Source organism: Kitasatospora sp. GP82, from assembly GCF_029892105.1.
Taxonomy (GTDB): Bacteria; Actinomycetota; Actinomycetes; order Streptomycetales; family Streptomycetaceae; genus Kitasatospora.
In genome coordinates this window covers 35,175-55,779 of record NZ_JARZAJ010000005.1, presented here as the reverse complement: position 1 = coordinate 55,779, position 20,605 = coordinate 35,175, and the positions used below count along the sequence as shown (strand labels likewise).

The 20,605-nt window shown below is 72.6% G+C and carries 18 protein-coding genes; 10 read left to right on the top strand and 8 right to left on the bottom strand.

Features of this window, described 5'->3' with window-relative positions; genetic code table 11:
• Nucleotides 1-16: 16 nt before the first annotated feature.
• The 5 genes from panD to P3T39_RS06805 all read right to left on the bottom strand — a co-directional run bounded on the left by panD (nucleotide 17) and on the right by P3T39_RS06805 (nucleotide 4,732).
• The gene (gene panD / locus P3T39_RS06825) at nucleotides 17-469 is read right to left on the bottom strand and encodes an aspartate 1-decarboxylase (RefSeq protein WP_280696437.1); all 453 of its coding nucleotides are present in this window, start codon (nucleotides 467-469) and stop codon (nucleotides 17-19) included.
• Between the two features lie 158 nt (nucleotides 470-627).
• Nucleotides 628-1,545, bottom strand: coding sequence for a pantoate--beta-alanine ligase (gene panC, locus P3T39_RS06820; RefSeq protein WP_280696436.1), 918 nt, complete (start codon nucleotides 1,543-1,545; stop codon nucleotides 628-630).
• A gap of 174 nt (nucleotides 1,546-1,719) precedes the next feature.
• On the bottom strand, nucleotides 1,720-2,637 hold the full coding sequence (locus tag P3T39_RS06815) for a DUF2520 domain-containing protein (RefSeq protein WP_280696617.1): 918 nt from the start codon (nucleotides 2,635-2,637) through the stop codon (nucleotides 1,720-1,722).
• A 181-nt stretch (nucleotides 2,638-2,818) separates the two neighbouring features.
• On the bottom strand, nucleotides 2,819-3,508 hold the full coding sequence (locus tag P3T39_RS06810; protein ID WP_280696435.1) for a response regulator transcription factor: 690 nt from the start codon (nucleotides 3,506-3,508) through the stop codon (nucleotides 2,819-2,821).
• A 27-nt stretch (nucleotides 3,509-3,535) separates the two neighbouring features.
• On the bottom strand, nucleotides 3,536-4,732 hold the full coding sequence (locus P3T39_RS06805) for a sensor histidine kinase (RefSeq protein ID WP_280696434.1): 1,197 nt from the start codon (nucleotides 4,730-4,732) through the stop codon (nucleotides 3,536-3,538).
• A gap of 115 nt (nucleotides 4,733-4,847) precedes the next feature.
• Here P3T39_RS06805 and P3T39_RS06800 point away from each other — a divergent pair, with 115 nt between their 5' ends.
• Together P3T39_RS06800 and P3T39_RS06795 are read left to right on the top strand one after the other, a co-directional pair.
• On the top strand, nucleotides 4,848-5,846 hold the full coding sequence (locus P3T39_RS06800; RefSeq protein WP_280696616.1) for an SAM-dependent methyltransferase: 999 nt from the start codon (nucleotides 4,848-4,850) through the stop codon (nucleotides 5,844-5,846).
• A 10-nt stretch (nucleotides 5,847-5,856) separates the two neighbouring features.
• Nucleotides 5,857-7,020: an NADH-quinone oxidoreductase subunit D gene (locus tag P3T39_RS06795; RefSeq protein WP_280696433.1), complete on the top strand. Its 1,164-nt coding sequence runs from the start codon at nucleotides 5,857-5,859 to the stop codon at nucleotides 7,018-7,020.
• A 71-nt stretch (nucleotides 7,021-7,091) separates the two neighbouring features.
• On the opposite strand, the gene P3T39_RS06790 is transcribed toward P3T39_RS06795, so the two are convergent.
• Nucleotides 7,092-7,880 (bottom strand): hypothetical protein, encoded by a 789-nt coding sequence (locus tag P3T39_RS06790; protein WP_280696615.1) that lies wholly within the window; start codon nucleotides 7,878-7,880, stop codon nucleotides 7,092-7,094.
• A gap of 294 nt (nucleotides 7,881-8,174) precedes the next feature.
• Here P3T39_RS06790 and P3T39_RS06785 point away from each other — a divergent pair, with 294 nt between their 5' ends.
• From P3T39_RS06785 to P3T39_RS06775, 3 genes are all read left to right on the top strand, one after another.
• Nucleotides 8,175-8,564, top strand: coding sequence for a hypothetical protein (locus P3T39_RS06785; protein ID WP_280696432.1), 390 nt, complete (start codon nucleotides 8,175-8,177; stop codon nucleotides 8,562-8,564).
• 161 nt (nucleotides 8,565-8,725) lie between these two features.
• Nucleotides 8,726-11,713: a toxin glutamine deamidase domain-containing protein gene (locus P3T39_RS06780; RefSeq protein WP_280696431.1), complete on the top strand. Its 2,988-nt coding sequence runs from the start codon at nucleotides 8,726-8,728 to the stop codon at nucleotides 11,711-11,713.
• On the top strand, nucleotides 11,710-13,023 hold the full coding sequence (locus P3T39_RS06775) for an SUKH-4 family immunity protein (RefSeq protein WP_280696430.1): 1,314 nt from the start codon (nucleotides 11,710-11,712) through the stop codon (nucleotides 13,021-13,023). The genes P3T39_RS06780 and P3T39_RS06775 overlap by 4 nt, the downstream gene beginning before the upstream one ends.
• 66 nt (nucleotides 13,024-13,089) lie before the next feature.
• Here P3T39_RS06775 and P3T39_RS06770 read toward each other — a convergent pair whose 3' ends face one another.
• Nucleotides 13,090-13,848, bottom strand: coding sequence for an alpha/beta hydrolase (locus P3T39_RS06770; protein ID WP_280696429.1), 759 nt, complete (start codon nucleotides 13,846-13,848; stop codon nucleotides 13,090-13,092).
• A gap of 199 nt (nucleotides 13,849-14,047) precedes the next feature.
• Between P3T39_RS06770 and P3T39_RS06765 the strand changes: the two genes are divergently transcribed.
• The 5 genes from P3T39_RS06765 (at nucleotide 14,048) to P3T39_RS06745 (ending at nucleotide 19,995) form a co-directional block, all read left to right on the top strand.
• A complete protein-coding gene (locus P3T39_RS06765) occupies nucleotides 14,048-15,004 on the top strand; it encodes a Ppx/GppA phosphatase family protein (protein ID WP_280696427.1) in 957 nt (318 codons plus the stop codon).
• Nucleotides 15,005-15,672: 668 nt separating this feature from the next.
• Complete coding sequence (locus tag P3T39_RS06760) at nucleotides 15,673-16,476, top strand: sugar phosphate isomerase/epimerase (protein WP_280696614.1); 804 nt, start codon at nucleotides 15,673-15,675, stop codon at nucleotides 16,474-16,476.
• A 119-nt stretch (nucleotides 16,477-16,595) separates the two neighbouring features.
• Complete coding sequence (locus P3T39_RS06755) at nucleotides 16,596-17,366, top strand: class I SAM-dependent methyltransferase (protein ID WP_280696426.1); 771 nt, start codon at nucleotides 16,596-16,598, stop codon at nucleotides 17,364-17,366.
• A gap of 161 nt (nucleotides 17,367-17,527) precedes the next feature.
• The gene (gene ilvD / locus P3T39_RS06750) at nucleotides 17,528-19,372 is read left to right on the top strand and encodes a dihydroxy-acid dehydratase (RefSeq protein WP_280696425.1); all 1,845 of its coding nucleotides are present in this window, start codon (nucleotides 17,528-17,530) and stop codon (nucleotides 19,370-19,372) included.
• 86 nt (nucleotides 19,373-19,458) lie between these two features.
• Nucleotides 19,459-19,995 (top strand): hypothetical protein, encoded by a 537-nt coding sequence (locus tag P3T39_RS06745; RefSeq protein ID WP_280696424.1) that lies wholly within the window; start codon nucleotides 19,459-19,461, stop codon nucleotides 19,993-19,995.
• 132 nt (nucleotides 19,996-20,127) lie between these two features.
• Here the strand turns inward: P3T39_RS06745 and P3T39_RS06740 are convergent, their stop codons facing one another.
• On the bottom strand, nucleotides 20,128-20,586 hold the full coding sequence (locus tag P3T39_RS06740; RefSeq protein WP_280696632.1) for a hypothetical protein: 459 nt from the start codon (nucleotides 20,584-20,586) through the stop codon (nucleotides 20,128-20,130).
• Between the last annotated feature and the right edge of the window lie 19 nt (nucleotides 20,587-20,605).

Sequence of the window (20,605 nt, the reverse complement as noted above, 5' to 3'; positions counted from 1 at the left end):
GCGTTCAGTTGCTCCTTCAGTGCGCGGCGGCGGCCTCGGCCGCGCGGTCGGCATCACCGTACGCCTGGTCGCCCCGGAGCAGACCGGAGCCCTCCGGTGCCTCGGCGGCGTCCGACCCGTAGCCGGTGATCCTGTTGTCGCCGTCCACGAAGACGACCTTGGGCAGGTACGCCTTGGCCTCGGCGGTCTCCATCTGCCCGTAGGCGATCAGGATCACCAGGTCGCCCGGGTGCACCAGGCGGGCGGCGGCGCCGTTGATGCCGATCACGCCGGAGCCGCGCGGGCCCGCGATCGTGTACGTCTCCAGGCGGGCGCCGTTGTTGATGTCGACGATATGGACCAGTTCACCGGGAAGCAGGTCGGCGGCGTCGAGCAGGTCCTCGTCCACCGTCACCGAGCCGACGTAGTGCAGGTCGGCCTGGGTGACGGTGGCGCGGTGGATCTTCGACTTGAGCATGGTTCGCAGCATGTGGTCACGCCTCCAGAGTTGAGTGCATGCCGGGAAGGATGGCCGGTCCCGCCGTCCGGCCGGACAGCGGCCGGTGATCAGAAGATGATCACTGGATCGCTGTCCGTGCCGGTCGGGACCGGTGGCTGCCGGACGGGTCCGGGCTTGTCGGTCTGTGCCTATCGAACGATGATGCGGACGTTGTCGATCAGGCGGGTCGAGCCCACCTTCGCGGCGACGGCCAGCACCGCCTCGCCCTGGAAGTCGTCCGGGGCCTCGGTGAAGTCGTCCGGGTCGATCAGGGCGAGGTAGTCGAGGGTGACGCCGTCGGCGCCGTCCAGTGCGGCGGCCGCGGCCTCGCGGACCGCCTTCGGGCCCTTCGCGGCCACGTCGCGGCCCGCGAACAGCGCCCGGGAGAGAGCAAGCGCCCGGGTGCGCTCGGCCTCCGAGAGGTAGCGGTTGCGGGAGGAGAGCGCCAGGCCGTCCTCCTCGCGCAGGGTCGGGACGCCGACCACCTCGACGTCGAAGTCCAGGTCGGCCACCATCCGCTGGACGATCGCCAGCTGCTGGGCGTCCTTCTCGCCGAAGAAGGCGAAGTCCGGGTCGGTGATGTGCAGCAGCTTGGCCACCACGGTCAGCACACCGTCGAAGTGGCCGGGGCGGGTGGCACCCTCGAAGCGCGCGCCCATCGGACCCGCGCTCAGGCGCACCTGCGGCTCGCCGTTCGGGTAGACCTCCTCGGTGGACGGCGCGAAGACCACGTCGGCGCCGTTCTCCTCGGCGAGGCGGACGTCCTCGGCCAGCGTGCGCGGGTAGCGGTCCAGGTCCTCGCCGGCGCCGAACTGCAGCGGGTTCACGAACACCGTCACCGCCACCCGGCCGTCCCGGCCGACCTGCTTGCGGGCAGCGCGGATCAGCGCGGCGTGGCCCTCGTGCAGCGCGCCCATGGTCATCACCACGGCGTTGTCCACCGGCTGCTCGTCCGGCCAGAAGGCGGCCTCGAAGTCGGCCACCGTGTGCGTCAGCGCCGCCCGGTGGATCTTGGGTGCCTTCGCGGACCTGGCCGGCTGCTTGCCGCGCTGGTTCTTGCCCGCCATTCGTTCACTCCTCTGCTGCGCCCAGCTCGGACACTGGGGAAAGCTCGAATCCGGCCGCGCGAGGCGCTGCCGCTCTGTTGCGCTCCGTCCCGTGCGGTAGCGCACCGGGCCGGGCTGGTCCGTCGTGAGCCTGCCACGGCAGCCGGGTGGGAAGCATCCCCGGCCCAGGCACGGTCACCGGTGCTGCTCCTCGTCGAGAACCGTCAGCACCGCGGCCGCGGGTTCGGCCGAGAGGGTCCCGTTGGCCACCGCCCGCTGCGCGGTGGCGCGGGCCATCGCGCGGTACGCCGCCGAGATGTCCGGGGACGCCGTACGCAGCTGCTCCAGGTGGCGGCGCACCGTCCCGGCGTCGCCACGGGCGACCGGGCCGGTCAGGGCCGCGTCGCCCGAGCGCAGGCTGTTGTCCAGGGCCGCGCCGAGCAGTGGGCCGAGCAGGCGCCCCGGCTCGCCGACACCCGCCGTACGCAGCAGTTCCAGAGCCTGGGCGACCAGGGTGACCAGGTGGTTCGCACCGTGCGCCAGCGCCGTGTGGTAAAGCGGGCGCACCTCCTCCGGCACCCACTCCGGCTCGCCGCCCATCTCCACCACCAGAGCCTCGGCCACCGGCCGCAGCTCCTCGGGCGCCGTCACCCCGAACGGGCAGCCGGCCAGCCTGGCCAGGTCCACCGAAGTGCCGGTGAAAGTCATCGCCGGATGCAGCGCCAGCGGCAGTGCACCGGCCCTGGTCGCGGGTTCGAGCACCGCGACACCGTGCGCGCCCGAGGTGTGCACCAGTATCTGCCCCGGGCGCACCGCGCCGGTCGTGGCCAGTCCGGCCACCAGATCGGCCAGCACGTCGTCCGGGACGGTGAGCAGTACGAGGTCGGCGGCCGCCAGTACCTGAGGGGGGCTCACCAGCCGTACGCCGGGCAGCAGCGCCTCGGCCCGCCGCAGGGACGCCGTCGACACCCCGGACGCGGCCACCACACGGTGGCCCGCCAACTGCAGCGCGGCCCCCAGCGCGGGCCCCACCCGTCCGGTCCCGACCACCCCGACGGCCAGGCGAGCAGGGCGGTTCCCGGGGTCGGAGGGATCGCCGAACGGGTCGGCCAGAACACCGAAATCTGCGTGGTCGGACGTGCTCACGGCTCGGCCTTCGTCCTAACTTTCCGTTCCAGTCCTCTGCGGGTACCAGACGTACCGCCCCATTCTACGGCCGTGCGGGCGGACCCCCGGGTGTCGGCTGAATCACCCGCCGCGCCCCTGGGACTGCGCCCCTGGCTCCTTGGGACGGTCAGTCGGTGGCGCCGGCGCGGATGAGGCCGGCTTCGTAGGCGAGGACGACGGCCTGGACGCGGTCGCGGAGGTTGAGCTTGGCGAGGATGCGGCCGACGTGGGTCTTCACGGTGGCCTCGGAGAGGGTCAGCTTGGTGGCGATCTCGCCGTTGGAGAGGCCCTGGGCGACGAGGAGGAAGACCTCGCGCTCGCGGTCGGTGAGGGGGGCGAGGGTGGTGCCGCCGGGGGTGGAATGCGGGGTGGGGAGCACCTCGGCGAAGCGGTCGATCATGCGGCGGGTGGTGGTCGGGGCGACCACCGCGTCACCGGCGTGCACCGCACGGATCGCGGCGACCAGTTCGGTCGGCGGCACGTCCTTGAGCAGGAACCCGCTGGCCCCCGCCTTGAGCGCGGCGAAGGCGTACTCGTCCAGGTCGAAGGTGGTCAGGATGAGAACGTGCGGCGCACCCGGCAGCGGGCTGCCGTCGGCGGCGAGGCAGATCCGGCGGGTGGCCTGGACGCCGTCCAGGCGGGGCATCCGGACGTCCATGAGGATCACGTCGACCTCGGTGGTCTCCAGGAGGGTCAGGGCCTGCTGGCCGTCGCCCGCCTCGGCGGCGATCTCGATGTCGCCCTGCGACTGCAGGATCATCCGGAAGCCCGTACGGAGCAGCTCCTGGTCGTCCACCAGCATTACCCGGATGGTCATGTCTCTCCTGTCGTCGCTGCGGTGTGGTTACTTGGCCGGCTTGAGCGGGAGAACCGCGCGGATCCGGAAGCCGCCGCCCGGCCGGGGGCCGATGTCGAGGCTGCCGCTGACCATGCCGATCCGCTCGCGCATGCCGATCAGACCATGGCCCTGCCCGTCGCTTCCACCGGCGGCCAGTTGCTCGGCGGTGGTGCCGCGTCCGTCGTCCTCGATCAGGACCTCCAGGTCGCGGTCGCGGAAGTCCACCGCGACCCTGGCCCGTGCGTCGGGACCGCCGTGCTTGCGGACGTTGGTGAGCGCCTCCTGGACGATCCGGTAGACCGTCAGCTCGACGCCGCGCGGCAGCTCGGCGGGCTCGCCGGTGGTGGAGTACTCGACCGGCAGACCGGCCGCGCGGACCTGGTCCAGCAGTTCGGGCAGTTCCTCGACGCCGGGCTGCGGCACGTACTCCTCCGCCGTGTCGGCGGTGCGCAGCACGCCCAGCAGGCGCCGCATCTCGACCAGCGCCTGCCGGCCGGTGCTGGCGATCGTGCCGAGCGCCTCCTTGGCCTGCTGGGGCGAGTTGTCCAGGACGTAGGCCGCGCCGTCGGCCTGGACGATCATCACCGAGACGTTGTGCGCGACCACGTCGTGCAGCTCACGGGCGATCCTGGCGCGCTCGGCCGCGACCGCGACCTTCGACTGGGCGTCCCGTTCGCGTTCCAGCCGGGCCGCCCGGTCCTCCAGTTCGATCAGGTAGGCGCGGCGGACCCTGGTCAGCCGGCCCCAGGCCCAGCAGAGGATGAACGGGGTGGTCATCAGCGTGGAGAGGAAGACCACCTGGAGCCACTTGGAGTTCTCACTGGGTCCGTCCTGGAACCGCCAGACCGTCAGCGGCCCGGCCGCGACCCCGGCGGCCAGCGCCAGCCGGGACGTCCAGCTGGCGCCGAAGGCGGCGCCGGTGTAGGCGAAGACCAGGTACGCCAGGCTGGAGAAGTTCGGTGGGATCTGCAGTGCGACCTGCACCAGCCCCAGGGCGACGGCGGCGACGGTGGTGATGTCCGGGTAGCGCCGCCGGAAGACCATCAGCAGGGGGAGCAGAACGGCCATCACCACGCTGCCCGCGAGCGCGCGCGACGGCTCCTGCTCGACGGCGGCGAGCAGGCTGAAGAAGAAGACCGGCAGCGCCCAGGCGGAGTCCACCACCATCGGGTGTCGGCGGAGCCAGGCGTTGAGTCGATGCACGTTTCAAGCCTAGGCAGTCGCTCTGCATGCTCAGGTCCGCCGGGAGAGCGATCCCGTCCTACTCCGCAGGGTGGAGACGACCCCGACGGACGGTAACGTCCCCGGAGTGAGTTGGATGCGGTGGCGGCCCGCCATGGAACAGGCCCTGTACGGCGAGCACGGCGGCTTCTACCGCAGGTCGGAGGGCCCGGCCGGGCATTTCAGAACCTCCGTGCACGCATCGCCCGAGTACGCCGGGGCCGTTGCCCGCCTGCTCCTTGAGGTGGACGAGGCCCTCGGCCGCCCGGCGGAGCTGGCCCTGGTCGACATCGGCGCGGGACGGGGCGAACTGCTCACCGGGGTGCTCGCGGTGGCCGATCCCGCGCTGTCGGCGCGACTGCGCCCGTACGCGGTGGAGATCGCCGACCGCCCGGCCGGACTGCCGGCGGCGGTGGAGTGGACGGACCGGATGCCCCAGGGCGTCAGCGGCCTGCTGTTCGCCAACGAGTGGCTGGACAACGTGCCGCTGGACCTTGCCGAGGTGGACGAGGACGGTGTGCTGCGCTACGTCGAGGTCGCCCCGGACGGCGAGGAGCGGCTGGGCCCCGTCCTGGAGGAGGCCGACGCCCGGTGGGCGGCCCGCTGGTGGCCGGCCGAGGAACCGGGAGAGCGGGTCGAGCTGGGCGGTCCCCGGGCCGACGCCTGGGCGGCGGTGGTCGGTGGTCTTGAACGGGGGCTCGCGGTCGCGGTGGACTATGCGCACGCGCTGGCCGGCCGGCCGCTGTTCGGTACGCTGACCGGCTTCCGGGACGGCCGCGAGGTGCGACCGGTACCGGACGGCTCCTGCGACATCACCGCGCATGTGGCCCTGGACGCGGTGGCCGCACCGGCTCTCCACAGCCTGTGGACAACCCAGCGTGAAGCCCTGCGCGCCCTGGGCGTCAGCGGCTCCCGCCCGCCGCTGGCCCTCGCGTCCGACAGCCCGGCCGAGTACCTGAGGGCACTGAGCGGTGCCGGGCAGGCCGCCGAACTGACCGACCCGGCAGGGCTCGGCGGCTTCGGCTGGCTCGTACAGACCGTCCGGATGCCGGAACCGCCCAGCCTGGCGGGTCTGGCAGGCCGGCGGACTCTGTAGCCTCTGTGCCATGAGGGAGACCACGGTCGGCATCGGCGCAGGCGCGCAGCAGCTCACGGGCGAGCTCGGCACCAGCGACATGGTGCTCAACATCGGCCCGCAGCACCCGTCCACCCACGGCGTGCTGCGCCTGAAGCTGGTGCTGGACGGCGAGCGGATCGTCGCCGCGGAGCCCGTGATCGGTTATATGCACCGGGGTGCGGAGAAGCTCTTCGAGGCCCGCGACTACCGGCAGATCATCATGCTGGCCAACCGGCACGACTGGCTCTCCGCCTTCTCCAGCGAACTGGGCGTCGTCCTTGCCGTCGAGCGGATGCTCGGCATGGAGGTGCCCGAGCGTGCGGTGTGGATCCGCACCATGCTCGCCGAGCTCAACCGGGTGCTCAACCACCTGATGTTCCTGGGCTCGTACCCCCTGGAACTCGGCGGGATCACCCCGGTCTTCCACGCCTTCCACGGCCGCGAGGAACTCCAGCACGTGTTGGAGGAGGCCAGCGGCGGGCGTATGCACTACATGTTCAACCGGGTCGGCGGCCTCAAGGAGGACCTGCCCGCCGGATGGCTCGGCCGGGTGCGCACGGCCGTTGCCACCGTCCGCTCGCAACTGCCGGTCTTCGAGGACCTGGTGCTCGGCAACGAGATCTTCCGCGGCCGGACGGCGGGTGTCGGCGTGCTCTCGCGCGAGCATGTCCACGCGTACGGGGTCAGCGGCCCGATCGCCCGGGCCAGCGGCGTCGACTTCGACCTTCGCCGGGACGAGCCGTACCTGGCGTACGCCGAACTGCAGGACGTACTGACGGTCGTCACCCGCGAGGAGGGGGACTGCCTGGCGCGCTTCGAGTGCCTGCTGGAGCAGACCGCCAACTCCCTGGACCTCGCCGACGCCTGCCTCGACCGGCTCGCCACCTTCGCACCGGGGCCGGTCAACCTCCGACTGCCGAAGGTGCTCAAGGCGCCCGAGGGGACCACCTATGCGTGGACCGAGAACCCGCTCGGGATCAACGGGTACTACCTGGTCTCGCGCGGCGAGAAGACACCGTGGCGCCTGAAGCTGCGCTCGGCGTCCTACAACAACATCCAGGCGCTCACCGAGCTGCTGCCCGGCACGCTGGTGGCCGACATGGTGGCGATCCTGGGGTCGATGTTCTTCGTCGTCGGCGACATCGACAAGTAGCCAGAACCCTTCAGGGGCGAGGGGAACTGCGCAGAGCCCCGCGCCCCTGGTGGTTGCCCGTCTGCCCCTGGTTACCTTTCGGGGTCCGCCGGGTGGGGGGCGAACTTCTTGTGGCCCTTGGTGGCGATGCGCTGCTCGCAGAGTTCGGCGAGGACTGCGTAGCCGGCCGGGCCCATCAGTTCGGTGAGCTCGGGGCGGTAGCTGACGTACACCGGGTCGGGGCCGGTGTGGGCGTCCGGGCTGCTGGTGCACCACCAGTGCAGGTCGTGGCCGCCCGGGCCCCAGCCGCGGCGGTCGTACTCGCCGATGGTGACCTGGAGGTAGCGGGTGTCGTCCGGGCGGTCGATCCAGTCGTAGGTGCGGCGGACCGGCAGCTGCCAGCAGACGTCCGGCTTGGTCTCCAGCGGTTCCTTGCCCTCCTGGAGGGCAAGGGTGTGCAGAGCGCAGCCGTGGCCGCCGGAGAAGCCCGGGCGGTTGAGGAAGATGCAGGCGCCGTCCACCCGGCGGGTCTGGCGGTCGCCGTCCTCGTCGAGCATGGTGATGCCGCCGTCGAGCCTGATCCGGCCCTTGGCGTCGGTGCCGTGCTCGAACAGCTGCCAGTTCTCGGGGGTCAGGCGGGCCGCGTGCTCGGCGATCCGCTTCTCGTCGTCCTCGTCCGAGTAGTGCGCGCCGAGCGTGCAGCAGCCGTCGGACTCGCCCCGGCCCTCGCGGATGCCCTGGCAGCCCTTGCCGAAGATGCAGGTCCAGCGGGAGGTCAGCCAGGTCAGGTCGCAGCGGAAGACCTGCTCGTCGTCGGCCGGGTCGGCGAACTCGACCCAGGCGCGCGCGAAGTCGAGCGAGACCTCGCCGACCGTGGGCATCGGGAGATCGACCGGGGTCGCGGTCCTGGTGCCGGTCGTGTCCTTGGCGCTCTTGGCCTTGCCGCTGCCGGCCTTGTCGCCGTTCTTGGGGTTCTTGGTCTTCTTGGTGCTCTTGGGAGTCTCTGCTGCCACCTGGCAAGGGTATGGCCTCCGGCCGGGTGTGAAGTTGAGGTGAGAAACGTCCAGAGGCGCTGCGGAGGGTTCGGATACGGGCCCTAGGATGGCGGCGCCGCTGGGCACGTACAGGGCGGCTCGGCAGATGTCGCGGCGCGGCGCAGGACGGGGGAGCGGCGGATGGCAGCGGGCGGATCGGACGAGTTCCGGATCAAACCGTGGGAAGTGCACGGCGAGGGGCGGGAGTTCGAGCAGCTCTCCAACGACTTCGCGCGGGCCGCGCTGGCGCTGGAGCACGGCATGGCCGGGCTCGGTGAGCCGTGGGGCAAGGACGATCCCGGTTCCGGTTTCGGCAAGGCGTACGGTGAGGCGCAGCCCGAACTGATGGCCGGGCTGAACGGCCTGGCCGACCGGCTCGGCGGGATCGGCACCGGTCTGCACACCATGGCCGACCAGGCGAGCCGGACGGAGGAGGAGGTCACCTCCGACTTCGCCAGGCAGGACCGGGGCGGGCCTGCGGGTGGCACGGCGCCCGGTGGCGGAACCGGAGCGGGTCCGCTGGTGGTCTGAGCCCGTGACGGGGCACCGCTGGTCCGAGCCGCGTCCTGCGGCCGAAGGGCCGGTGGCAGGCGAGACCGTACGCCGCACGGGCGGACGGCGCTCGGCGTTTTCGATCCGTAGCAGCCAATCCGTAGCAGCGTTCAATCCGTAGCAGGCGAAGGAGGGACCGCGTGTCCCGGAAGTTGCCCGAGGAACTGGCCCCGGTCCTGGCCAAGGTCGGCCACCACTGGCCCGAGGCCGACGAGGACGGGTTGCGTCGAGCCGGCGCGCTGTGGCGGGAGTTCGCCACCGAGGCCGAGCGGCTCAGCCGCCGGGGCGGGGAGTCCGCGCAGCGGGTCACGGGGGAGAACACCGGACGCGCGGTGGACGCCTTCGCAGAGCACTGGCAGGGCTTCGCGGGCGGCGGCCGGGGTTACCTGGACGATGCGCAGAGTGCCGCCGAGCTGGTGGCGAAGGCGTTCGACAGTGCCGCCGAGGCCACCGACACCTGCAAGGCGTCGCTCGTCGCCGCGCTCACCGAACTCGCCGAGAAGCTGAAGGCCGCACAGGCTGCCGAGGCCAAGGCGAAGGAGTCCGAGGGCGGGGGCGCGCTCGGAGCGGTCACCAAGGTGGTCGACACCGCCGTGGCCGAGGTCGGCGAGTTGGTCGAGGTCGCCGCCGCGAAGGTCAAGGTCGGCGAGCTGCTGGAGGAACTCGGCCGCGCCATGAAGCACGGCCTGGAGACCGCCCTCAAGGAACCCGCGGTCGTCGCCCTGGAGCGCATCGCACGGGCGGAGGGGCATGGTCCGAACGGCCGTTCGGCCGTGCTGGAGGAGAAGAGCGGTGCGGGTGGGCAGCTGACCGGGGCACTGGGTGGCGCGGGCGCCGGGGCTGCCGCAGTCGGCGGCGTCCGGGCCCTGAGCGTGGCCGTCGACCACAACGGCAGGGTGATCACCGACGGCTCCGGGAACCCGCTGCTGCGTGACCAGAACGGCAAGCTGGTGGCCGGTGTCGAGGGCGTCACCGTACCGGTGGGCCCCGACGGCAAGCCCCTGGTCGGTGCGGACGGCAAGGTCGCCATACTCGGCGCGGACGGCCAGCCGGTCGTCGGCCTGGCGGTCGGCGTGGACGGCAAGCCGCTCACCGACGCCCGGGGCAACCCCGTGACGGTCGCCGCCGACGGTGAACTCGGGGCCAGCGGAATGTCGGTGGCCCTCGGCCGGGACGGCAAGCCGGTGCTCGGCGCGGACGGCCGACCGGTGGTCCTCGGCCCGGACGGGCAGCCGGTGGTACGTGCGGGCGGACCGCTCGGTGTGCAGACCAGCGTGCAGACCGCCGGGCTGCACACCGATGCCGAGGTGGCACTGGACGGGCCGTCGGGGGTGGCCGGTGTCGGGCTGCGATCGGCGGCGGCCGGGGCACCTGGCGCGAGCGCCACGGTCGATGCCGGCTACGGCTCCGGCTACGGCTCCGAAAGCGGTGACGACTCGTCGTACGGGGGGTCGTCGGGCTCCTCCGCTTCGAGTGCGGGCACGGGCTCGGGCTCGGGTGGCGGAGGATACCGGCACCGGCAGGACCCGTACCGGTACGAGGACACGGGCAGCGACTACGACTACGGCAACTCGCCTGTGGTGGAACAGACTTCGGTGCGCACCGGGCCGGTCTCGGTACGGACCGACTCCGTCGTGGTCGCGCCGCAGCCGACCGGGTCGGACTACGGGACGTCCGGTGGTTACGGCTCCGGATCCGGCTATGGCTCCGGGTCCGGTTCCGGCCTCGGTGAGGCGCCCTCGGGGCCGAGCGGCTCCTCCGGTGGCGGAGGCGGCGGCTGGCACTCGGTCGACCCGTCGTCCGGGTCGGTCGGGGTGGGAACTCCGGGCGGTTACGGGCCGGTCGGCGGCAGTGCGCCGGTCGGCGGTCCGGTCGGCGGTCCGGTCGGCGGTCCGGGCGGCAGTCCGGTGACGCCGGGCCCTGTGGGCGGTCCGGTCACGCCGGGTCCGGCCGGCGGTCCGGTCACGCCGGGTCCGGTCGGCGGAGCTCCCGGCGCTTCGGGAGCTCCCGGTGCGCCGGGTGTCCCGGGTGCCTCCGCCGTGGGCGGTCCGGTGGGCGTGGGCTCCGTCGGAGCGGCCGGCCAGCCGGCCGGTGGCGTGGTCGGCATCGTCGGTACGGGAATCCCGCCGCAGGACGCCCGCTCGGGCGCCGCCGTGCCCCGGACACCTGCCGCGACGCCGCTGTTGCCCGGCGCGAACATCGGTGCGTCCGCACCCTCGCGGATGTATGCCGGATCGGGGGCCGACTTCCGCCGTCTCGAAGCTCCCCTGCTCAACGAGGGCCAGGCGGCGTCCGGTTGGACCGCGGTTCCGGCCGGTGAGCTCGGCGCCGCGTACCTGCTCGCACGGGCCTCGCGCCGTCCGGGTGGCCCACTGCCCGCCGAGCAGGCGCAGGAGCGCACCATCGCGGACAGCCGTCCGTACGGTGTACCCGGCGGTCTTGGCCCGGTGGACCCGGCGCATCAGGCCGAGGCCGAACTCCGGGTGCCCGCAACCTCCGAGGGCTTCGCCGTCCCGCACCCCGACCCGCGCACCGGGACCTGGACCGAGGTGCTCAACGGCGGCGGCTACCGCGAGCAGGGCCGCGCCAACAACTGTGTCGAACTCGCCCTCTCCGGCCTCGACACCTTCGCCGGGCACCCCACCTGCGGTGCACCCCGGCTGCCCGACGGACCGTCCGGAGAGCGCGGCGGCCGGGACCGCGCCGAACGCGAACTCGGCACCCAGTTCCGTGACCTGGGCGACGGCGAGCAGGCGCACGCCCGGCTTGCCGAGGTGCTGCTGCACGCCGGGCACGGGGCGCAGGCGGTGCTGCTCACCATGGACGAGTTCGGCCGCTCGCACACCTGGAACGCCGCCACCCACGCCGGTTCGGTCCGCTATCTCGACCACCAGACCGGCCGCCAGTGCGCCACCCCGCTCTACAGCGCGGACCACGGCCTGTGGGCGATCGCGGTGGACGGCGACTCCCGCCCGATCGACCTGACGGACATCCAACCCGCCGTGGCAGAGCCCAAGGCGGAGGTCGTCGAGGCCCCCGCTGCGCCGGAGGAGCCCGCCCCGCCGCGTTCCCGGCTGAACATCCACCGAGCCCCCGCAGGCACCAGCGCGAGGAGCGCCCACCGATGACCACCCGCGACCAGGCGATCGACGCCGCCCACCGCTGGATCAACGGCGATCTGCCGCAGGAGGCGGCCCGCCCGGTCCGCTCCCACGAGTTCGACCTGGGCTGGGTGCTCTGGCCCGAGCCGGCGCCCGTGCAGGTGGACCCGCTGAGCGGTGCGCGCCGGGCACCCGAGGAGATCGGCGCGGCCTGCGCGGTAGTGGACCGCAGGACCGGCGAGTTGAGCGTCTGGCCGTCGGTGCCGGTGCCGGAGGTGATCCGGCTCTACCGCGACAAGCTGGGAGCCGGGCTGCACGAACCGTCCCTGCCGCCCGTCACCGGTCCCGGCACCCGGGCCGAGGTGACGTACCGCGACGAGTTCGGCGAGTCGCAGACCCTGGTGCTGCACTCTGTCGCCGGCCGGGCGCACCCCGCGCTGCGCGCCTGGAGCAAGCTCCAGCAGCAGGGCGTACGGGCCGAGGACGTGGTGGCGGTCCACACCGACCTCAGCCTCGGCATGCTGCCCGGCGGGTATGTCGCACAGGAGCTCGCGGCCCAGCTGCCGACTACGCGGTTCAGCCACGAACTGCGCTACGGGCCGCACTTCGACCACCGGGCGGAAGCCGTACGGGAGCTGGTCGCACGCCTGCCCGCCACCGGACCGGACGGCAGGCTCGCGGCGCCGAGGCCCAACCGGATGCCCTTCCCGCACGCGGTGCCGCCCGTGCTGCCGGAGTCCGCGCAGGCGCTGGCCGCGCGGCTGGCGGAGCGGTTCGGCCCCGAGGGGGTGCACCGCTTCGAGGCGGGCGAGGTGCTCGCCGCGGATCTGCCCGATTCGGTGGCCGGGCCGCTGCTCGACATCGGCCTGCCCACGGCGGTGGAGGGCTTCTTCACGCTGTACCACCCGGTCGCCGACGGCGTCCTGGACGGCAGCAGGACGGCGCCGGTCCTGCCCGAGGTCGCCGGCTACCTGGCCGACCTGGGCCGGGGGGAGCGGGCCACCGGGCAGGACCGCCGCAGCCTGCTCGGCCAGCTGCTCATCGGCACCGACGGCTGGGCGCTTGTCACCGTGGACGCCGCGCAGGGCCGCGTCCGCGCGATCGACCCCGACACCGCGGCCCCCCGCTACTGCAACGCCGACCTCACCGCCTTCACCCGCTCCCTCGCCCTGCTCGCCGACTGCCTGCCGCGCCTGCGGGACCTCCCGCCGTACGCGGCGGGCCAGGTGGTGGCCGAACTGCAGTGGGGCCTGGCGGGGTTGGACCGTACGGCGTTCTCCGACCCGGAGAACTGGTGGGCCGTGGTGGTCGAGCAGCTGTGGCACGGGATGCTCTAGCCCCCTCCCGGGGGAAACCTCAGGGGCAACGGGCAGCCCCGCGCCCCTGACGGCTTTCCCGCGCCCCTAGGGTTCGCGGAGGAAGGACTCCAGGGTGGTGGCGAAGGCGAGGGGGATCTCGTACATCGGGTAGTGGCCCGAGTTGGGGAGGACTTCGAGGGTCGCTTCCGGGTAGTGGGTGAGCCAGGTGGCGCGCATGACCTCGGGGGTGAGGGCGAGGTCGTGCTCGCCGACGTAGACCTTGACCGGGAGGCGGATTCCGGTGACCTTGGCGGCGAAGTCGAGGGTGGTCCAGTCGTCCAGGTAGGCGGCGAAGGCGTCGCGGTGGGACAGGGCGAGGGACTGGGCGGTCATCCGCTCCAGCCAGGCGGCGGGTGCCCGGTGGCCGGTGACGAGGTCGAGGATGGCCCGGCGGTTGGCCGGGTTGTCGGCGGCACCGTGGAAGAGGTCGTACGCCTCGCCCTCCAGTGGGTAGGCGGACGCCGGTACGGGCGCGATGCCGACCAGTCTGCGCACCCGGTGAGGGGCCTCCACCAGGATGCGCTGCACCGCCTTGCCGCCCATCGAGTGGCCCACCAACGAGAAGCTCTCCCAGCCCAGTTGGTCGGCCAGGTCCAGGGTGTCCCCGGCGATCTCGGCAAGCGTGAAGTCGCCCGGTACATCGGCCCGTCGGCCGTAGCCCCGGTAGTCGAGGAAGGCGTAGCTGAACGCCTCGCCGTCCAGATGGTCCAGGAACGGGCCCCAGCCCGCGCTGGTGCCGAACCAGTCGTGCAGCACGATGACCCTGTGCTCGCCGGTGCCGATGATGCGGTGACTGATCGTCATATGCCACTCCCGGTGGGTGATGTGGAACCAGGTTCCTCCGGATGGTGGCCGTGGGCAACAGGTGTGCAGGAGTGGCGGGTCGGTCTGCGGGGAGGTCCGGCCGGCGATCGGGGCACGCTGCGGGCGATCTGCCCGGTGTGGGCGGCGGCTCGGCACAACACTCCAGGTCGAGGGCGGGTATCGCGTAGCGTGGAGAGTTATGCGACTCGGTGTGCTCGACGTAGGTTCCAACACCGTCCACTTCCTCGTGGTGGACGCCCACCCCGGTGCTGCCCCGCTGCCCGCGTACTCGCACAAGGCCGAGCTCCGGCTTGCCGAGCTGATCGACGCGGACGGTGCGATCACCACGGCCGGGGTGGACAAGCTGGTCGGCATGGTCGCCTCCTCGATAAGGGTGGCCGAGGACAAGGGCGTGGTGGACATGCTGCCCTTCGCCACCTCCGCCGTCCGGGAGGCCGCCAACGGTGAGGACGTGCTGCGCCGGGTCGCCGAGGAGACCGGTATCGAGCTGCAGGTGCTCTCCGGGCAGGACGAGGCCCGGCTCACCTTCCTCGCCGTCCGACGCTGGTTCGGCTGGTCCTCCGGGCGGCTGCTCAACCTCGACATCGGCGGCGGCTCGCTGGAGATCGCCTGCGGCCTGGACGAGCAGCCCGACGTCGCCTGCTCCCTCCCGCTCGGCGCCGGACGGCTGACCCTTCAGCTTCCCGGCGAGGTGGCCGACCCCGACGACGTACGGGAGCTGCGGCGCCAGATCCGGGCCGAGATCGCCCAGGTGGTCGGCGAGTTCGCCCGGCTCGGCGTTCCGGACCACGCGGTCGCCACCTCCAAGACCTTCAAGCAGCTGGCCCGGATGACCGGCGCGGCCCCGACCGATGCCGGGCTGCGGGTGCCGCGTCGGCTCAGCAGATCCGGCCTGGCCGCCTGGGTGCCCAGGCTGGCCGGGATGACCGTCGCCCAGCGCGCCCAGATCCCCGGAGTCTCCGACGGGCGGGCGCGCCAGCTGCTGGCCGGTGCGCTGGTCGCCGACGCGGCCATGGATCTCTTCGGGCTGGACGAACTCGACATCTGCCCGTGGGCCCTGCGCGAGGGCATCATCCTGCGCCGTCTGGACGCCATGGACAGCCCCGCCGACCGTCGCCCCGCCCTGATGGGGTGAACCCGGCAGGGGCGTCCCACGCCCCTGAAGGTTCACCCGTGCGCCCGAAGTTGCCGCTCGTCCCCGGAGTGGAGCGTTGCGAGGTGAGCACGCCCACACCGGGCCGAGCACGGTCCCATTCCACCGTCGCGCCGCTTACGCTGTCTCCCGTGGCGGAACCAGCGGACGAGGACGGTACGCAGGCGGGCCGCGCTGCTGGTGAGGACGCCGGGCAGCCGCGGCCGGGCAGGCCGCGCCGGGCCAGGGCGAGCGCCGTACCCGGGCGCACACCGGGGCAGACGTCCGAACAGGGCTCCGCGAAGACGGCGGGCCAGGCCGGGGAGAAGACCACCGGGCGGTCGAGGCTGGGGGAGCGGGCGGCCGACGCGGCCTCCCGAACGGCCAAGACCGTGAAGTCGGCGAAGGCAGCCAAGAGTGCGAAGGTCGCACAGGCGGTGAAGGCCGTGAAATCGGCGAAGGCCGCCAAGCCGGCCAGGCCGACGAGGTCCGTGAAGGCGGCGGAGGCCGGAACGCCCACCGCGCCCACCGCGCCCACCGCGCCCACCGCGCCCGCGAAGGCGGCGAAGGCGGCGAAGGCGGCTCGTCCCGCCCGGGCCGGGCGGAAGGCGGCCGAGCCCGCCCCGCTCCTGCGGACCACCGACCGGCTGGTGCTTCCGCCGCACCCCGAGCTGCACGTCCCGGACACCAAGGTCGTGCTCTCCACCGCCTCGGTCTACCCGGCGACCACCGCCACCGCCTTCGAACTCGCCGCCAAGCTGGGCTACGACGGTGTCGAGGTGATGGTCTGGAACGACCCCGTCAGCCAGGACATCGAGGCCCTGCGCCGCCTCTCCGACAAGCACCGGATGCCGATCCTGGCCGTCCACGCCCCCTGCCTGCTGATCACCCAGCGGGTGTGGACCACCGACCCGTGGACCAAGCTGGTCCGCGCCCGCGCCGCCGCCGAGAAGCTGGGCGCGGCCACCGTGGTCGTCCACCCGCCGTTCCGCTGGCAACGCCAGTACGCGCGGGAGTTCGTCGAGGGCATCGGCCGGATGGCGGGCGAGACCGACGTCCGCTTCGCCGTCGAGAACATGTACCCATGGCGCTACCGCGACCGTGAGGTGCTCGCTTACGCGCCCGGCTGGGACGTCACCGACGAGGAGTACCGGCACTTCACCATCGACCTGTCGCACGTCGCCACCTCGCGGATCGACGCCTTCGCCATGGTCGACCGGATGGGCAGCCGACTGGCCCATGTGCACCTTGCCGACGGTTCCGGGTCCGGCAAGGACGAGCACCTCATCCCCGGCCGCGGCAAGCAGCCCTGCGCCGAGCTGCTGGAGCGCCTGGCCCGTACCGGCTTCGACGGCCATGTGGTGCTGGAGGTCAACACCCGTCGCGCCACCTCGCCCGCCGAACGGGAGGCCGACCTCGCCGAGGCGCTCGCCTTCACCCGCCTGCACCTGGCCACCCCGGCCCGCGTCCGCTGAGGCCGCGAGGGCCGACCGCGCAGGCCGACCGCTGGGCCGGACGGCCGGGCGCCGACCGCCGAAGCCCGCGGCGTACGCTGGCCGCATACGTGCGAGACGTTCGGCAGGGGGAACGGGACATGACGGATCTTCAGCACCAGGCGCACGCCCGGTCCTTCGGCGCGGTCGCCGCGCACTACGACGCGGCCAGGCCCTCCTACCCGGACTCGCTCTTCGACGAGATCGAACGGCTCACCGGGCAGCAGCTGAAGGGCGCCACCGTGCTGGACGTCGGCGCGGGCACGGGTATCGCCACCCGGTTGCTGGCGGCGCGGGGTGCCAGGGTCACGGCGGTCGAGCCGAGCCCGGGGATGGCGGCCCGACTGCACGCGGTGAGCCCGGAGATCCCGCTGGTCAGGGCCAGTGGCGACGAGCTGCCGTGCCACGACGGCACCGCCGATCTGATCACCTACGCCCAGGCGTTCCACTGGACCGACCCGAACCGCTCGATCCCCGAGGCGATCCGGGTGCTGCGCCCCGGTGGCGCACTCGTCATGTGGTGGAACCTGAAGGACCGCGCGACCCCCTGGGTGCAGGCCCAGGAGGCCCGGCTCTCCGCCACCCTGCCCTCGTACCACTACTACGGCACGATGATCCAGGTCACCCGCCCGCTGGACGACTACGACCTGCGGCTGAGCACCGCCCGCCTGCGCTGGGAGCGCCGGATCGACCTCGACACGGTGATCGCCGACCTGCGGTCCAAGTCCTACTTCGCCGTGCTGCCCGCCGAGCAGCAGGAACCGGCGCTGGCCGCCGAACGCGCCGCGCTGCTGGCCGAGTTCCCGGACGGCGTGGTCACCGAGCCGTACCTGCTCGACGTCACGGTGGCAGTGACCCCGGAACGACGGTGACCGGGCAGGAGCGGGCGGCCGTCCGGGGCTCCGACACCTGACCGCATCCCGGACGAGCTGCCCGGGCCGTGGATCAACGGCGTACGCTCGGTAGCCACAGCGGCCCTGCACCCTCCAGCCAACACAGGCGGCCGCGCGCAGTCTCCGAAGGAGTGGAGCGAATGCCCGAGCTGAAGTCCCGTACGGTCACCCACGGTCGCAACATGGCAGGCGCCCGGGCGCTCCTTCGGGCGGCAGGCGTAGCCCGCGAGGACTTCGGCAAGCCGATCATCGCGGTGGCCAACTCCTTCACCGAGTTCGTGCCGGGGCACACCCACCTCCAGCCGGTCGGCCGGATCGTCTCCGAGGCGATCAAGGAGGCGGGCGGCATCCCGCGCGAGTTCAACACCATCGCGGTGGACGACGGCATCGCCATGGGCCACGCCGGCATGCTCTACTCGCTGCCCTCCCGCGACCTGATCGCCGACTCGGTCGAGTACATGGTCAACGCCCACTGTGCGGACGCGCTGATCTGCATCTCCAACTGCGACAAGATCACCCCCGGCATGCTGATGGCCGCACTGCGCCTCAACATCCCGACCGTCTTCGTCTCCGGCGGCCCGATGGAGGCCGGCAAGGCCACCCTGGTGGACGGCACCGTCCGCAAGCTCGACCTGGTGGACGCGATCTCGCAGGCCGTCAACGAGAACGTCTCCGACGAGGACATCGCGATCATCGAGGAGAACGCCTGCCCGACCTGCGGCTCCTGCTCGGGCATGTTCACCGCCAACTCGATGAACTGCCTCACCGAGGCGATCGGCCTGTCGCTGCCCGGCAACGGCTCGGTGCTGGCCACCCACACCGCCCGCAAGGCCCTCTACGAGCGCGCCGGGCACAACGTGGTGGAGCTGGCCGGGCGTCACTACCACCAGGACGACGCCTCCGTCCTGCCGCGCAACATCGCCACCCGGGCCGCCTTCGAGAACGCCATGGCCCTCGACATCGCCATGGGCGGCTCCACCAACACCATCCTCCACCTGCTGGCCGCCGCCCAGGAGGCCGAGGTCGACTTCGACATGCGCGACATCGACGCCGTCTCGCGTCGCGTCCCCTGCCTGTCGAAGGTCGCCCCCAACGGCAGCTACTACATGGAGGACGTCCACCGGGCCGGCGGCGTCCCCGCCATCCTCGGCGAGCTCTACCGCGCCGGGCTGCTCAACGAGGACGTCCACACCGTCCACTCCGACTCGCTCGCCGAGTGGCTCAAGACCTGGGACGTGCGCGGCGGTTCGCCCTCCGCCGAGGCCGTCGAGCTGTGGCACGCCGCCCCCGGCTGCGTCCGCTCCGCCGAGGCGTTCTCGCAGTCCGAGCGCTGGGAGTCGCTGGACACCGACGCGGCCCGCGGCTGCATCCGCGACATCGAGCACGCGTACTCCGTCGAGGGCGGCCTGGCCGTGCTGTACGGCAACATCGCCGAGGACGGCTGCGTGGTCAAGACCGCGGGCGTGGACGAGTCCATCTGGACCTTCAGCGGCCCGGCCGTGGTCGTGGAGTCCCAGGACGACGCGGTCGAGGCGATCCTGGCCAAGCGGGTCAAGGAGGGCGACGTCGTCGTCATCCGCTACGAGGGCCCCAAGGGCGGCCCCGGTATGCAGGAGATGCTCTACCCGACCTCCTTCCTCAAGGGCCGAGGCCTCGGCAAGGCCTGCGCGCTGATCACCGACGGCCGGTTCTCCGGCGGCACCTCCGGCCTGTCCATCGGCCATGTCTCGCCCGAGGCGGCCTCCGGCGGAGCCATCGCGCTGATCGAGGACGGCGACATCATCTCGATCGACATCCCCGGCCGGAAGATCAACCTGGAGCTCTCGTTCGAGGAGCTGCACGAGCGGCGCCTCAAGCTGGAGTCCGAGGGCGGCTACCGGCCCAAGGACCGTCAGCGCCACGTGAGCCAGGCGCTGCGCGCGTACGCGGCGATGGCCACCTCGGCCGACAAGGGTGCCGTCCGCGACGTGAGCAAGCTCGGCTGACACGGCTCCTCCCCGAAGGGAACCGCTCCGGGAACGGGACGGTTCCCTTCGTCGTTCCGGCGGCTCGTCGGGTCATAATCGGACCCGTGACCGAGCAGCGCACCACCCCCAGCACACCCCCGTCCCAAGGCCCCGCACCGGAGGCCATCCGCTGGTTCGGCACCAGCTGGGTGGAGCGGGGCGGCGACTACCGGGTGCGCCGGGTGCTCGTTCCGGTCGGCGCGCTGGTCTGCGCCGCCGCCGGGGCGCTGCTGCTGCGGTTCGCCGTCGCGGGCGTGAAGATCTCGGAGTCCGGCGGCTTCGTCTACGGGCTGCTGATCGCCGCCATCGCCGTCTGCTCCTGCCTCGCCGCGCTGCGCAACTGGCGGCTGCTCACTCAGGGCCGCGAATCCCTGACCGGCTGGATGGCCGAGGACAAGTCGCTCGGCGCGGTCTGGCTGATCGGCGCCGTCGGCGCGCTGGTCGCGTACTTCCTCCGCAGCCTGGTCGAGGCCCCCGGCGAGGGCCTCAAGCGGGCGGTGTACGACCAGGCACGGATGCAGTACGAGCGCCGCAAGGCCGACCGCAGCCGGCGGCCGGGCGGCAGCACCAGGCCCGGCAAGTCCGCCAAGCGCAAGGGCTGACCACCTGTTCCCCGCGGTGTGCGCGACCGGCCATGCACTGTCCGGCAGAGCCCCGCGCTCCCGGACAGTGCATGGTTACGCGAACAGTTCAAGGCAATGCAGTGCACGGCTGACCACGTACCCAGAGGCCGCCTAGCCCCGGGCGTTCCAGAGGACCGGTCGGGCGACCGGGCTGTCCGGTTGCTGCGACGGGGGCAGGGGCTCGGCCGGGCCGTCCGGCGTGACGGTCCGGGTCGGCTGGATCACCGGGGCCGGCGGGGCCGGCTTGCTGCCGGTCGCGAGCTGGAGACTGAGCAGCACCAGAGCGATGACGACCACGACGATCAGCCAGGTCTGCCAGCGTGTGCCGATCCGGGCCCGCAGCCCGCGCAGACGGCCGCGCCGACCCTGCGGACGCTGTGCCGGAGCCTGGGGCCAGGGCGGCTCGGGGGGCTCGCGCAGCCACTTGGCGGCGAGCATGCGGGCCCGGCCGGACTGCTCCTTCACGGTCGCGGATCGGACGAACTCCTCGTCCAGGACCAGGTTCTCGAACGGGTCGCCGCGCGGCGGCTCGTCCTCGGGGTGCGGGTGTGGGTCATCGACTGTCGGCACCCGGTCAGTATGTCGAGCC

Bases quoted from the DNA above. Each gene is read 5' to 3' on its own strand.
- panD (WP_280696437.1), bottom strand. From the start codon at position 469: ATGCTGCGAACCATGCTCAAGTCGAAGATCCACCGCGCCACCGTCACC.
- panC (WP_280696436.1), bottom strand. From the start codon at position 1,545: ATGGCGGGCAAGAACCAGCGCGGCAAGCAGCCGGCCAGGTCCGCGAAG.
- P3T39_RS06810 (WP_280696435.1), bottom strand. From the start codon at position 3,508: ATGACCATCCGGGTAATGCTGGTGGACGACCAGGAGCTGCTCCGTACG.
- P3T39_RS06800 (WP_280696616.1), top strand. From the start codon at position 4,848: ATGCGGTGGCGGCCCGCCATGGAACAGGCCCTGTACGGCGAGCACGGC.
- P3T39_RS06795 (WP_280696433.1), top strand. From the start codon at position 5,857: ATGAGGGAGACCACGGTCGGCATCGGCGCAGGCGCGCAGCAGCTCACG.
- P3T39_RS06790 (WP_280696615.1), bottom strand. From the start codon at position 7,880: ATGCCCACGGTCGGCGAGGTCTCGCTCGACTTCGCGCGCGCCTGGGTC.
- P3T39_RS06785 (WP_280696432.1), top strand. From the start codon at position 8,175: ATGGCAGCGGGCGGATCGGACGAGTTCCGGATCAAACCGTGGGAAGTG.
- P3T39_RS06775 (WP_280696430.1), top strand. From the start codon at position 11,710: ATGACCACCCGCGACCAGGCGATCGACGCCGCCCACCGCTGGATCAAC.
- P3T39_RS06770 (WP_280696429.1), bottom strand. From the start codon at position 13,848: ATGACGATCAGTCACCGCATCATCGGCACCGGCGAGCACAGGGTCATC.
- P3T39_RS06765 (WP_280696427.1), top strand. From the start codon at position 14,048: ATGCGACTCGGTGTGCTCGACGTAGGTTCCAACACCGTCCACTTCCTC.
- P3T39_RS06755 (WP_280696426.1), top strand. From the start codon at position 16,596: ATGACGGATCTTCAGCACCAGGCGCACGCCCGGTCCTTCGGCGCGGTC.
- ilvD (WP_280696425.1), top strand. From the start codon at position 17,528: ATGCCCGAGCTGAAGTCCCGTACGGTCACCCACGGTCGCAACATGGCA.